Source organism: Microvirga sp. VF16, from assembly GCF_016864375.1.
GTDB lineage: Bacteria > Pseudomonadota > Alphaproteobacteria > Rhizobiales > Beijerinckiaceae > Microvirga.
Map to the genome: position 1 here is coordinate 337,905 of NZ_CP069357.1, position 13,631 is coordinate 351,535.

Below are 13,631 nucleotides of genomic sequence, written 5' to 3' on the forward strand. Positions count from 1 at the left end.
CATCATTCTATGGTGCTGTGCTTGACCAGGAGACTGATTGTGATGCGGACCGAGACAACCCTAGTTCACCCACCCCGTACGGCCGACGAGCCATTCCAGACGCTGACCGTCCCCCTGCACCATGCGTCGACGGTCACCTTCGAGACCATGGCCGCCTTTGAGAGCCGTCATGAGCGCCTCTATGATGGCTACTCGTATGGGCTCTATGGCACACCCACGAGCCGATCCCTGGAACAACAGATCGCTGCTCTCGAGGGCGGAACGCGAGCGCTCATCACCCCCTCCGGACTCTCCGCAATCAGTCTGGTCTGTATGGCCTTCGCGCAGAAGGACGATCGAATCCTCATGCCCTCTTCGATGTATGGGCCAGCGCGAACAATGGCCCAACGGCTTCTAGCACCCCTTGGGATTGACACCGCCTTCTATGATCCAACCATTGCCAGTTCCGTTGGTGACCTGCTCGACGACCGCACCAAGCTTGTCTGGGTCGAGTCCCCCGGATCGGTAACTTTCGAGGTTCAGGACATCCCCGCCATCAGTGCCGCAGCCCATGCGCGCGGCATCCTTGTCGCCGCCGATAACACATGGGCGACGCCAATCCTGTTCAATCCTCTCGCCCATGGCGTCGACTTGTCCATGCAGTCGCTGTCGAAGTATGCCAGCGGCCATTCCGATCTCAACATGGGCTCCATTGCTGTCAGGGAAGAGGCACTGTTCCGGCGGCTAAAGGATGTCGCCCGCTTCCTCGGCCTCGGCGTCGGTGCCGACGAATGCTTCCTATGCATGAGAGGCCTTGTGACTTTACCACTGCGGTTGAGGCAATCGGAGCAGTCGTCGTTGCAAATTCTCGAATGGCTTCGGGATCAAGACGACGTTGTGCAAATCCTCCATCCCGCTGAGCCCAACCATCCCGGGCACGCAGTTTGGACGCGTGACTTTCGGGGATCGTCAGGCGTGTTTTCGATCGTGATGGCGCCGCATTCGGCCGACGTCATTGAGCGGGCGTTTCAGGAACTCAGACTATTTAAGATCGGGGCGAGCTGGGGTGGTGCGCACAGCCTTGTTGCGCCCAGCAATCCTCGCTCAGGCCGCGACGACCTAGCCTGGTTACCGGCAGGACATCTGATCCGACTATCAATTGGACTGGAAAATGTAGCGGATCTCATTGAGGACCTGCAACGGTTCTTCGGTGCTCTGGGCGCCACGCCGACGAATAAGCGCAGGTTTCACACGAATCTCGGCGTTTCAAGCGCTGAGTAATCCAGAGGGAAGCAAAAGATGACAAATAGACGATTTATGGCGGCACTCCTCACAATCGGCTTGGCGAGTACAGTAGGCTTGCCCGCACAAGCCCAGCAAACAGTCGAGCAGATCAAGCAGCGAGGCTATATTATCTGCGGTGCAAGCCAAGGCAACGTTGGCTTTTCCGCGCCCGACGAGAAGGGTGTCTGGAAAGGGCTCGACGTGGACACCTGTCGCGCCGTTGCCGTTGCCATCCTGGGTGACAAAGATAAAGCGAGATTCGTTCCGCTCACTGGCCCACAGCGGCTCACCGCTTTGCAAACGGGCGAGATCGATGTCCTGCCACGCACCACCACCTGGACATTGCGCCGCGATGCTAATGGTCTCAATTTTTCCTTCCCGAATTACTATGAGTACGACGGCTTCCTGTTGTCTCGGAAACTGGGCGTGACCGAAACGAAGCAGATGAAAGGCGCCTCCGTCTGCCTGCAAACCGGATCGACAACGGAGGTGACGCTTGCGGATCTGTCACGCAAGTACAACCTCGATCTTAAGCCGATCCTGTTCGACAACGTTCCAGCCACCCGGCAGGCTTTTTTTAGCGGGCGTTGCGATGCGCTGATCTCCGATGCGTCGGCGTTGGCAACCACGCGGGCAACCCAGGCCCCGAATCCCGATGATTACGTTATCTTCCCGGCGAGCGGCCACTTCGAAGGCCTAGCACCGTCGGTTCGGCATGGCGACGACCGTTTCTATGACATCGTCAAATGGTCGTTTCAGGCCCTGATTGCTGCGGAGGACATGGGAATTTCGCAAGCCAACGTAGACGAGATGCTCAAGTCGAGCGACCCGCAGATCCAACGCTTCCTCGGGATGGAGCCCGGGAATGGTCAGGCGCTGGGTCTTGACGAGAAATGGGCTTACAACATCATCAAGCAACTCGGAAACTATGGCGAGATCTTCGACCGTCATATTGGCAAGAACAGTCCGATTAAGCTGGATCGAGGACCGAACAAACTCCACAAGGACGGCGGGCTCATGTTCCCTCTTGTCTTCAACTGACACTGTTGGTGCGCCAGGAGGGGCCTCGTGCGGTCCCTCCTGCCTCTGTCCTGTGAGATAAAAGCAATGTCGCGACTGTGGTTTGATGCGCGGTTCCGCTCCTACCTTTGGCAATCTCTCATTCTGCTGGCATTTCTTGCCACAGTGGCATGGCTCACGGCCAACACGCTCGACAACCTCGTCCGGCGCGGTATCCAAACCGGCTTCGGGTTTCTAAGTCGGCCGGCGCGCTTTCCCATTGCGGAAGGCTTTCTCGCTTATGATCCGACAAATCCTTATCTGAAAGCTTTTGCTGTCGGGTTGCTGAACACCCTTTATATCTCGATGATCGTGATTGTCGTCGCAACGGCTTTCGGCTTCTGCATCGGCTTGGGGCGTCGCTCCCTTAATCCGCTCGTCCGCGGCCTTGCATCGTGTTTCGTCGAAACGATGCGAAACACCCCGCTCGTGGTCCAGCTCCTGTTTTGGTATGCGTTATTGACCATTGGACTCCCCGCACCGCGGGCCGCCCTTGAACCGATGCCCGGCCTGTTTCTGTCGCTGCGCGGGCTATTCTTCCCATGGCCGATCGTGGAGGGCGGCAACGGGCTCTTCGGAAGTGTCCTGCTGCTTGGCAGTGCCATGGCGCTTGGAGCATTGGCTTGGCAATCACGTCTTGGTCGCCCAACCCGTCGAATCCCTGCCCTGTGCGCTGGGCTGCTTGGTCTGGTCGTTCTGCTGTTTGGCTTGACTGTCTGGGCCAGCGACATCCGTCTCTCCCTGGACCGGCCTGTCTTGCGAGGGTTCAACTTTACCGGCGGAGCCACGCTGACGCCTGAATTCATGGCCCTTGTCGTCGGACTTGTGCTCTACACGGCAGCATTTGTTGCGGAGATTGTCCGAGGCGGCATCGACGCCGTCCCGAAGGGCCAGTGGGAGAGCGGCAGGGCCCTGGGATTGCGCGAGGCACGCATTCTTTGGCTCGTTGTCGTGCCGCAGGCGCTGCGCATCATAGTACCGCCCATGACCAGTCAGTTTCTGAATGTCGTCAAGAACACAACGCTGGCCTTGGCGGTCGGTTACCCTGATTTTGCCTCCGTGATGGCAACAACGATCAATCAGACTGGCCAAGCGATTGAAGGCGTTCTGATCCTCATGAGTGTCTACCTGGCGATCAGCTTATCCGTCTCGGCCTTCATGAACTGGTACAATCGCCGCATGATGCTGGTGACACGATGACCACAGCTTCGAATCTGCCACTTGAGCCGATCGCAGACGCGGGAGACAACGCGGTCCCGGCCCTCAGGCCACCAGCGCGGCGCAAGCCTCCGATTGCACAGGTTCTGTTTGGTACTATCGGGAATACCCTCCTGACCCTTGCCACAGCGGCTATTCTTTTGGCGGCAGTGCCGCGCCTGATCCAATGGGGTGTTCTCGACAGCGTCTGGACGGCAACTGATGGATCGGCCTGCCGCGAAGCGAGCGGCGCTTGCTGGGCGTTTCTGCGCGCCAAATTCCGGCAGATCATATTCGGCATCTATCCTCCAGACCAGCAATGGCGCCCGCTCCTTGCGGTCACAATGCTGTTTTGTGTCATTCTCTACAGTTTGCCACCCCGTAACTGGAATCGTTTCCTCGTCTTTTTGTGGTGCATTGCTGTGGCCTGCTTCATGGTCTTGATGCAAGGCGGGGTGCTTGGTCTCACCTTAGTTCCGACCGCATACTGGGGCGGGCTGCCAGTGACGCTCATTCTCGCAGTCTCGGCACTGGGAATTGGCTTTCCTTTCGGAGTCATCCTTGCGCTCGGGCGTCGCTCGGCACTGCCCGTGCCACGGCTCCTGTCGGTTGGACTGATCGAGGTCATCCGTGGGTTGCCTCTGGTCAGCCTTCTGTTCATGTCGTCAATCATGTTGCCGATCATGCTCCCGGAGGGGCTGACCATTGATAAGCTTGCCCGTGCCGGTGTGGCATTGACCATCTTCTCGGCCGCTTATCTCGCTGAGGTTGTACGGGGCGGCTTGCAGGCGATCCCAGAGGGCCAAGCTGAAGCGGCACGGGCGCTCGGGCTGAGCTGGGTTGATACGATCCGTCAGGTCATTCTGCCTCAAGCCATTCAGAAGGTCATCCCGCCCCTGACCAACACCGTCATTGTTATGGTAAAGAACACGGCACTGGTTCTGGTCGTCGGCCTGTTCGATCTCCTCAGTTCAGGAAAGGCGGCCTTGGCTGACCCATCCTGGCCGAGTCCGTTTGCAGAGACCTATCTCTTCATCGCAATGATTTACTTCGTCATCTGCTTCGGCATCTCACGCTACAGCCTTTATCTTGAGAGGCGTGCCGCGGCAGGACAGGTCCGGTGACGCGATTTGATTCTTACCCCAACGATCGGATGTCAAAATGCCTGTTTCAGTTGAACTGATCGCTGGTTCAGTGGGTCGATCCATCGACCCCAGGGCCGAAGCCGCCGTTCAGATGATCGACGTGCACAAGTGGTACGGCGAGTTCCACGTGCTGCGCGACATCAATCTCAACGTGCGCCGCGGCGAGCGCATCGTGATCTGCGGCCCCTCGGGCTCCGGCAAGTCCACGATGATCCGCTGCATCAATCGTCTGGAAGAGCACCAGAAGGGCCGCATCATCGTCGACGGCACGGAACTCACCAACGACCTCAAGCGCATCGACGAGGTGCGGCGCGAGGTCGGCATGGTGTTCCAGCATTTCAACCTCTTTCCGCATCTGACGATTCTCGAGAACTGCACGCTCGCTCCGATCTGGGTGAAGAAGATGCCCAAGAAGGAGGCGGAAGAGATCGCCATGCACTACCTGAAGCGGGTCAAGATCCCGGAGCAGGCGAACAAGTATCCGGGCCAGCTCTCCGGCGGCCAGCAGCAGCGCGTGGCGATCGCCCGCTCGCTCTGCATGAGCCCGAAGATCATGCTGTTCGACGAGCCGACCTCGGCGCTCGATCCCGAGATGGTGAAGGAGGTGCTCGACACCATGGTGGGTCTTGCAGACGAGGGCATGACGATGCTCTGCGTCACCCACGAAATGGGCTTCGCCCGGCAGGTCGCCGACCGGGTGATCTTCATGGATTACGGGCAGATCGTGGAGATGAACACGCCCGACGAGTTCTTCAAGAACCCGCAGCACGAGCGCACCAAGCTCTTCCTGTCCCAGATCCTGCATTGACATCGTGGCAACCGGCTTTATCGGCCCAGTAAGTTCGACCGTAGGGGCATTGCAAAGAGCAAGCGACAAGTCAAGCTGACCGTGGCAATGATGGTAGCTGCGGTTATCGCCGCACCAGCTGACACTTTCTCGGCTGGCGCGGCGGGACTTGGCACGTTCCTCGTGCTTGGCTTTACACTCCGCAATATCACCGAAGGGGTTGGGATCGCCGCCCCGTTGGTGAAGGAGCGTCCGCCGCTCTTTGTCTTCGTCGGGCTGGCCCTGCTGGCGGGATTTCCGGCCATCGTTGGAATGTGGCTTGGAAGCCTCGCCTCTAAGTAGGTCGCCATAAGACTTGCAACGCGAGAGCTGCGGGTGTTCCCTGGGGAACATGCAACGACATGATCACTCTCCCGAGACGTGGCTCGACGAGGCGGATCGCAAGCGGCTTGCCGTAGCGCTTGCTGGCGCCCGTGAGGCCCGTGTTTATCGCCGTCTCGAGGCGCTGCTGTTGGTGGCCGAGGGGCATTCCGTCGCCGAGGCGGCCCAGCGCTGCCGCGTCAACCGCTCCAGCGTGCACCGATGGCTGGTGCAGTACCGGGCCGAGCATGAGACCACGGCCCTGATCGACCGGCCGCGCAGCGGGCGTCCGCGCCTGCATCACACCCTCACGCCGCGGCGGCTGGCGGCGGCCCTGGCGCGTGACCCGCGCCGCTGCGGCTACCAGGCCACGAGCTGGACGGTGCCGCTGCTGGCGCACGACCTGGCCGCGAAGGGCCTCGCCGTCAGCCCGCGGACCCTGCGGCGCCGGCTGCACGAGGCAGGCTATCGCTGGAAACGCCCGCGCTACGTCTATGTCGCGCGCGCGCCTCATCTGGCGCAGAAAAAGATCTCATGGGCCAGCGACCGCCGAACTGGTGAAGTAAGGCGGTCACCTCACCTCACCCTGGAGGCCGCTCATGTTCTCCTCTCCCTCAGCCGACGCTTCAGTCTCGGACAGCACCCACACGATCTTTCTGGCGCTTGAACTCAGCCGCCGCTCCTGGCTGGTGGCGCTGCACGCCCCCGATGCCGCGAAGATCGAGCTGCATCGGCTTCCCGCCGGTGATGGACAGGCGGTGCTCGACCTGCTTGCCCGCATCCGGACCCGCGTGGAACGACGCACCGGCGTGAGCCCACATGTATCGTGCTGCTACGAGGCCGGCCGCGACGGGTTCTGGCTGCACCGCCTTCTCGAGGCGCACGGCGTCAGCAGCCATGTCATGGACCCGAGTTCGCTGCAGGTCGACCGCCGGGCCCGGCGGGCCAAGACGGACCGCCTGGATGCCCAGGCTCTGCTGCGGGCGCTGATGGCCTGGTCTCGCGGCGAGCCGAAGGTCTGCTCCATGGTCCGCCCACCGTCACCGGACGAGGAGGATGCGCGTCGCCCGAGTCGCGAGCGCGCCACGCTGCTGCAGGAGCGCATTCGCCTGGTCAACCGGATCAAGGGGCTGTGTGCGACGCAAGGAATCGACGACTACGAGCCGCTGCGGCCGGATCGCCGCCTGCGCCTGGCGCAGCTGATCACGGGAGATGGCCGGCTCTTGCCGCCGCGGCTGTCGGCGGAGATCGCGCGTCAGCTCGATTGGCTTGAACTCGTGCTGCGGCACTTGGCCGAGGTCGAGACGAGGCGCGATGCCGAAGCGGCGGCGGCACGAGCCGCGTCCTCGTCCAAGCTTGGGACCTTGCTGCATCTGAGGGGGATCGGCTCTGAGATTGCAACTGTCCTCGACAAGGAGGTGTTCTACCGATGCTTTGCCAGCCGGCGCCACGTGGCTGCCTATGCCGGGCTGACGCCCAGCCCGTTTGCGAGCGGCCGCCGCTCGCGCGAGCAAGGCATCACCAAGGCGGGCAACGCCCGCGCCCGCAAGGCGCTGATCGAACTCGCCTGGCTGTGGTTGCGCAACCAGCCTGACAGTGCACTGGCGGCTTGGTTCCGCAGCCGTGTGGGGTCGGCCACTGGGCGGGTCAGACGCATTGCAATTGTGGCGCTCGCCCGCAAGCTGCTGATCCTGTTGTGGCGCTATGTCGAAACAGGCGCCCTGCCAGCCGATGTGGCCGTGAAGCCCTGAACCCGCTTGCGCGCTGGCGCGGGAGTGTCAGCGCGTGATGTCTGAGGGGAGTGCGACCGCGTTGTCCCCCCTGGCTGGAACAATGCCGCGAAAAAGAATGGTCGCGCTCACCCCGGAGCCCGTTCCCGACGCATGCGGGATTATGGTCAGGGCTTGGGCCCAACCGGATATAAGGTGATGCGGACGAGCGGTTCGCATGAGCGCCATCGGGCTCAGCCTCGGACGTCACCGCAAACTGTCGAATCCCGACCGTGATTTGACGGACAGTGTCGGAGCGAGTTGCCCTCGGGCAGTCTCCATGATGGCTTGGACCTTCGGCCGGCCCTCAAGCCCTGCGCCTGCGGCGCACCGCGAAGCGGCTGCGGGACTTGACCGCCCGCCTCGCCCAAGCTGAGAGCCGCCATGCCAGAATGGCAGGCTTTGAACTCGGCTTCCTTTGGTTCGACCCTCTCGGCCAGGTCAAATTCTGACTTCGATCCGGCACACCGCCTGCCAGCGCTTGACGTATTGGCCCATATAAGGGGGGATTACCCGACGTCTGAAGGCGGGCTGGCACAGGGGCGATCGGCTGCTGTGCCTCGACTGGACGCTGCTGCGGCTGTTCCCGCCCCTGCGCGCGACTTGGGCGCTCAAGGGTACCCAGGCGGTGGTGCCGATCACCGGCCGCAATGCCAAGCGGGTGCTGTTTGGGGCGATCGACCTGCGCACCGCTCGCCGCGTGGTGCTGATCCGCACCCGCGCCGGTCAGGCCGACGCGCAGGCGTTCCTGCGCACGTTGCGGCGCCGCTATCACGGCGCCGGCTGGCTCTGGCTGCTGAGCGACCGGGCCAGCGCCCATACCGCCCCGCAAACCCTGGCGCTGGCGACCCGGTTGCGCATTCGCTTCGTGTGGCTGCCCCGGCAGGCACCCGAACTAAGCCCGATGGATCAGCTCTGGCGCGAACTCAAGCGGCTGATTGCGGCCAACCGACAGGCCGCGTCCATCGATGCTCTCGCCGCTGATGCCGCGGCCTGGGTTCTGATGCTGACGCCGCAACAGGCGCGTCGCAAGGCTGGCCTGGCATCCAAACACTTCTGGCTCAGAAAGCTGTTGCAGAACTTTTGGCGACCTACTTAGCCCGCAATGGTCGACTCTGGCGCTTGCAATTGCAGCGGGCGCCGTCCTCCAGGTTGTCGTGGAGGTCGGCTCAGATCTCGTCCGATCGGACGAGCGGTGGCGGACATCCTCGATCCCGGTCAGCGCCATTAGCGGAATTATTGTCGGTCTCGCGCTGATGTACACGACGGCTGTGCTGGTGAAAATTTGACTGTTGAGCCTTAATGCCATGTCAGAAGGCAGCGCCCGCAAACCAGGCAGCGGGTCACACCATGGTATCGGCACGAGCGCTCGGCTGCCGCCCAAGTCCGGCAATAAACGTTCCGCGCCGATGCCTGACGGTCAGGAGCTCTTCCGTGGGCACCTTCTGCGAGCGTAGAGTTCCAGGCGATACCCTACGAGCTCGTAACCGAACTCCTGCGCGATTGCAGCCTGAAGCTGCTCGATCTCCTCGGAGCGAAATTCGATCACTTCTCCCGTATCGACGTCAATCAAGCGGTCGTGGTCGCTTCGCGGTCGGCTCGTATCGTGCCCGCCCGTCCCGAAATTCGTGGCGCTTGATCAGACCGAGCTCCTCGAAGCGCTTCATCGCCCGGGAGACGGTTGCGAGGGAGTTACGATCGTCCTGCCGTATGACGCGGTGGTGCAACTCGGAGACATCTGGATGGTCATGCGCATTCGCGATCACCTGCGCGATGAGCTTGCGCTGGCCCGTGAGCGGCAGGCCTTTGGCGCGGATTTGGGTTTCGATTCTATTGGCATGTAGGCGTACTCCCGAGAAGTCCGCAGCTAGCCGATCACGAAGTCGGCTAGCAGCTTGACATTCAAGGTCACGATGACAGCGGCAATAATGGCGGCGAAGGCCACGAGCCATGCCGGAGCAACCAGAGCCCCCATCTTGGCCCGGCTGGCAGTGAACATGATGAGCGGAATCACCGCGAAGGAGAGCTGCAGGCTGAGCACGACCTGGCTGAGGATCAGCAGCTGGGCCGTGCCGCTCTCGCCGTACCAGACAGTGACGACGGCGGCTGGCACGATGGCCACTATGCGAGTGACGAGTCGGCGTAGCCACGCCGGCAGGCGGATGTTGAGAAAGCCTTCCATGACCGCTTGGCCGGCAAGAGTTGCTGTGACGGTCGAATTGAGGCCACAGCATAGGAGGGCGAGTCCGAACAGCGTTGGCGCAATGGCCGCTCCCAGGAGCGGGGAGAGGAGACTATGCGCCTCGCCGAGCTCTGCGACCTCGGAGCGACCTGTCGTGTGGAATGCTGCCGCGGCAAGAATCAGGATCGAGGCGTTGATCAGCAGCGCGAACATCAGCGCCACCGTCGAGTCGATGGTGGCGAACTTCAGAGCTTCTCGCTTTTCCGGCAACGAGTGTCCGTAGGAGCGCGTTTGAACGATGGCCGAGTGCAGGTAGAGGTTATGCGGCATCACGGTCGCGCCGAGGATGCCAAGCGCCAGGTAGAGCATCTCTGGATTCGTCACGATCTGGGTCGTAGGAGCGAAGCCGCGGATCACCGCACCCCAGTCTGGGTCCGCCAGCGCGATCTGGACGCCGAAGCAGACGGCGATCACCCCGAGCAGCGCGATCACGAAGGCCTCCAGGTATCGGAACCCGATCCGCTGGAGATAGAGGATGAGGAACACGTCGAGCGCCGTGATGAGGACGCCGATCTCCAGCGGGATGCCAAACAGAAGATTGAGGCCGATGGCGGTGCCGATCACCTCTGCAAGATCAGTCGCAATGATGGCCAGCTCAGCGAGCAGCCAGAGCGGCACGGCGACGGCTCGTGGAAAGGCATCGCGACAGGCTTGGGCAAGGTCGCGGCCTGACGCGACGGCAAGGCGCGCGCAGAGCGACTGCAGCACGATGGCCATGATGTTGGAGACGAGCGCGACGACGAGGAGCGTGTAGCCGAACTTCGAGCCGCCGGCGATGGAGGTCGCCCAATTGCCGGGGTCCATGTAGCCCACTGATACGAGGTAGCCGGGGCCGACGAAGGCGGCGAGCTTGCGCAGGTTGCCGCCGATCCGGGGCACCGCCACCGTGCGGTAGACTTCTGAGAGGGGGGCCTCGCGCCGAGGCTGGCGCCAGCCTGTCAGGCCGTGGTCGAGATCAGGAGTGCGGGCGTCCATGGGCTCCTCAGAGATTTTTGCAGTTGCAAACCATTTGCAAGAACCATGGCACAGCCTGATACAGTTGTGAAGCCCTCCCCCCGCACGTTGTGAAATCGAACCTGAAGCGGAACATCGCTCAGACGAGAGCTGACCAAGGGTAAGTTCTTGAGTGAACCCAGAAACGCGCTAACTTGCAAATGCCTTGCAAGAGCAACGCGAGTGGCTGCCATGCGCAACTGGCTGCGAGAGACCGTCAACCGCCGCCACCTTCTCTGGGGCAGCCTCGCCACGGCCAGCGGCTCCCTGCTCGGGGGTGTGGCAGCGACCGGCCAAAGCCCGCATGCCGGCCATGGGGCGGCGGCTCGGCCTTACGAAACGAACTCAACCAATCCCCACGGCGCGCACGGCAACATGATCACGGTCGGCGACGTCGGCAGCGCCCGCAACGGCTTCGATCCGACAGCGCTCCTGACTGACTGGGACACCGGGATCGTCTCATTGCTGCCAGACGGCCGCACGCTGCGCACCTTCGAGATGGCGTTGTCACATCAAGCAAGTAAAAGGTCATTTTGGCGGCGGACCTCGCCTACCTAGTCGGCCCTGAACAACCCACAACTGATTGAGGTTGAAGGATTCTTCGTCTTCGCGAAGCATTGTAGAATGCCAGCATCTGGGGACTGACCCGCTTAAACTTGGTGTTTTGCCATGGGACCCAAGCCGACGCTGCCGAGCTCCGGCGATCTCTACCGCAGCCGTCTCGATCAGATCCTCGATCCCCGCCATGAGTTGTTCCGGCTCGCCGGTCTGATCGACTGGCACCGCTTCGATCACGAGTTTGGCCGCTTCTATCGCCCGCTCGGACGGCCCGCGAAGCCGACGCGCCTGATGGTCGGGCTGTCGTATCTCCAGCACACCTTCAACCTCTCCGATGAGGCGGTGGTGCAGCGCTGGATCGAAAACCCTTACTGGGAGCGCCGGGAGACCGGCAAAGAGCAGGTGGTGCAAGTCCACCGCGATGAAGGAGTAGCGACCCACATCGACCCCGAGCCGTGCGAAGGCAGCCGCGAGGCTGTCGTCGAAGCGTCGGCAGGGGCACGTGCAGGCCAGCCATTGAGCCACGATAGGGTTCTTATCCCGGATGCCGACACGCTCCAGTACGTGGAAGGCAACATCCCACAGCCCGTTACCGCAAGGGCTGCGGGAATCCGGCGTGGTCGCAGACCCTGGCATGCACGCACGCTCTTTGCGCGGGAACCGGGAGATCTCCGGCTTGACCGTCGGTGTGCGTATCAGCCGACGGCCCGCATCGGGAAGGCGAGGAGCCGAAGCCGATGATGCACGAACCGGAGAAGTCTGACCTCGCTATAGTAGCAACGAGGTCCCCGAACAAAGCTGGGACACCGGCGGCGGAGGGGGCGGAGCCAAGGGCGAGGACCGAGGGGAACACGGGCCATCCACGCACGCACCGGACACAGAGCCGGGCCAGCGTGTCACCGGGGCTGGACCGTGTCCGGCAGGCCGCAAGGCTGCGGAAGAAGGAGAAGTTCACCGCGTTGATGCACCATGTCACCGTTGATCTGCTCCGGGAGGCGTTCCAGGCGCTTGAGCGTCAGGCTGCGCCCGGGGTGGATGGCCTGACATGGCAGGACTACGAGGCAAACCTGGAGGCCAATCTTCAGGATCTGCATCGCCGGGTCCATCGTGGCAGCTACCGGGCGAAGCCGGTTCGGCGGCGGTTCATTCCGAAGCCGGATGGCCGACAGCGACCGCTAGGCGTAACCGCTCTGGAGGATAAGATCGTCCAGCGCGCCGTGGTCAGAGTGCTCAACGCGATCTACGAGGAGGATTTCCTCGGGTTCTCGTATGGGTTCCGGCCAGGGCGCAGTCAGCACCATGCGCTCGATGCGCTGTCGGTTGGCATCAATGCCATGCGCGTGAACTGGATTCTCGACGCCGATATCCGGAGTTTCTTCGACAGGATCGACCGAATGTGGTTGCTCCGGTTCCTGAGGCATCGGGTCGGCGACGAGCGCATCATCCGCCTGGTGCTCAAGTGGCTCACGGCGGGCGTTCTGGATGAGGGAGAATGGAGCGTGAGTGACATGGGGACACCTCAGGGATCAGGGGCCTCGCCTCTGCTCGCCAATGTCTACCTGCACTACGTCTTCGATCTCTGGGCCGAGCAGTGGCGACGGCGACAGGCCAACGGCAAGGTCATCATCGTGCGCTATGCCGATGATGTGATCGTCGGCTTCGAGCACGAAGGCGACGCGCGGCGATTCCGGGACGCGATGCGTGAAAGGCTCGAGCAGTTTGGACTCGAGCTTCATGGGGACAAGACCCGGCTGCTGGAGTTCGGTCGCTATGCGAGCGAGCGCCGGCAGCGACGGGGCCTTGGCAAGCCGGAGACGTTCCAGTTTCTCGGGTTTGTGTTCATCTGCGGCCGGTCACGGCAGGGGCGCTTTCAGCTCCATCGCCGGACCAGGGCGGACCGGATGCGAGACAGATTGCGCGCGATCAAGGACCAGCTGCGGAAGCACATGCACGCTTCCATTCCCGAGCAAGGGAAGTGGCTGAAGTCCGTGATGACGGGTTATTTCGCCTATCATGCGGTGCCCACCAACATGCGATCGTTACAGAAGTTCCGTCACCGGGTGACTGTAGCGTGGCGACAAACGCTGCGCCGACGGAGCCAGAAAGACGGGATGAACTGGCAACGGATGATGCAGATTGCCGACGCATGGCTGCCGATGCCCCATATCCTTCATCCCTGGCCCGACCAGCGCTTTGCCGGCACACACCCGAGGTGGGAGCCGAATGCCTGAATGGGGCACGTTCGGATCTGTGCGGGG

General features: G+C 62.2%; 12 protein-coding genes and 2 pseudogenes. 12 read left to right on the plus strand and 2 right to left on the minus strand.

Annotated elements, in window-relative coordinates; genetic code table 11:
• Nucleotides 1–42 precede the first annotated feature (42 nt).
• From metC to JO965_RS40710, 9 genes and pseudogenes are all read left to right on the plus strand, one after another.
• Nucleotides 43–1,260, plus strand: coding sequence for a cystathionine beta-lyase (gene metC / locus JO965_RS40670; protein WP_203447405.1), 1,218 nt, complete (start codon nucleotides 43–45; stop codon nucleotides 1,258–1,260).
• Nucleotides 1,261–1,278: 18 nt separating this feature from the next.
• Complete coding sequence (locus tag JO965_RS40675) at nucleotides 1,279–2,304, plus strand: amino acid ABC transporter substrate-binding protein (RefSeq protein ID WP_203447406.1); 1,026 nt, start codon at nucleotides 1,279–1,281, stop codon at nucleotides 2,302–2,304.
• Nucleotides 2,305–2,370: 66 nt separating this feature from the next.
• Nucleotides 2,371–3,522, plus strand: coding sequence for an amino acid ABC transporter permease (locus JO965_RS40680; protein WP_203447407.1), 1,152 nt, complete (start codon nucleotides 2,371–2,373; stop codon nucleotides 3,520–3,522).
• Entirely contained in the window at nucleotides 3,519–4,643 is a 1,125-nt protein-coding gene (locus JO965_RS40685) for an amino acid ABC transporter permease (RefSeq protein ID WP_203447408.1), read from the plus strand. Before JO965_RS40680 ends, JO965_RS40685 begins: the two co-directional genes overlap by 4 nt.
• Before the next feature lie 112 nt (nucleotides 4,644–4,755).
• Entirely contained in the window at nucleotides 4,756–5,472 is a 717-nt protein-coding gene (locus JO965_RS40690; protein ID WP_203447446.1) for an amino acid ABC transporter ATP-binding protein, read from the plus strand.
• 126 nt (nucleotides 5,473–5,598) lie between these two features.
• Nucleotides 5,599–5,784: pseudogene (locus JO965_RS40695) on the plus strand (metal transporter); the annotation flags it as partial.
• 58 nt (nucleotides 5,785–5,842) lie between these two features.
• Nucleotides 5,843–6,478: a helix-turn-helix domain-containing protein gene (locus tag JO965_RS40700; protein WP_246777232.1), complete on the plus strand. Its 636-nt coding sequence runs from the start codon at nucleotides 5,843–5,845 to the stop codon at nucleotides 6,476–6,478.
• Entirely contained in the window at nucleotides 6,411–7,562 is a 1,152-nt protein-coding gene (locus tag JO965_RS40705; protein ID WP_203445034.1) for an IS110 family transposase, read from the plus strand. The genes JO965_RS40700 and JO965_RS40705 overlap by 68 nt, the downstream gene beginning before the upstream one ends.
• Nucleotides 7,563–8,133: 571 nt before the next feature.
• A complete protein-coding gene (locus JO965_RS40710; protein ID WP_203447448.1) occupies nucleotides 8,134–8,679 on the plus strand; it encodes a transposase in 546 nt (181 codons plus the stop codon).
• Between the two features lie 321 nt (nucleotides 8,680–9,000).
• Here JO965_RS40710 and JO965_RS40715 read toward each other — a convergent pair.
• Nucleotides 9,001–9,409, minus strand: a pseudogene (locus tag JO965_RS40715) (Fur family transcriptional regulator).
• Nucleotides 9,410–9,447: 38 nt separating this feature from the next.
• Nucleotides 9,448–10,797: an Nramp family divalent metal transporter gene (locus JO965_RS40720; protein ID WP_203447409.1), complete on the minus strand. Its 1,350-nt coding sequence runs from the start codon at nucleotides 10,795–10,797 to the stop codon at nucleotides 9,448–9,450.
• A gap of 201 nt (nucleotides 10,798–10,998) precedes the next feature.
• Here JO965_RS40720 and JO965_RS48665 point away from each other — a divergent pair, with 201 nt between their 5' ends.
• From JO965_RS48665 to ltrA, 3 genes are all read left to right on the plus strand, one after another.
• A complete protein-coding gene (locus JO965_RS48665; RefSeq protein WP_246777260.1) occupies nucleotides 10,999–11,373 on the plus strand; it encodes a hypothetical protein in 375 nt (124 codons plus the stop codon).
• Between the two features lie 111 nt (nucleotides 11,374–11,484).
• Nucleotides 11,485–12,114, plus strand: a complete 630-nt coding sequence (locus JO965_RS49830; RefSeq protein ID WP_203447410.1) for a transposase — start codon at nucleotides 11,485–11,487, stop codon at nucleotides 12,112–12,114.
• A complete protein-coding gene (gene ltrA, locus JO965_RS40735) occupies nucleotides 12,111–13,604 on the plus strand; it encodes a group II intron reverse transcriptase/maturase (RefSeq protein WP_203444482.1) in 1,494 nt (497 codons plus the stop codon). The genes JO965_RS49830 and ltrA overlap by 4 nt, the downstream gene beginning before the upstream one ends.
• Nucleotides 13,605–13,631: the final 27 nt, after the last annotated feature.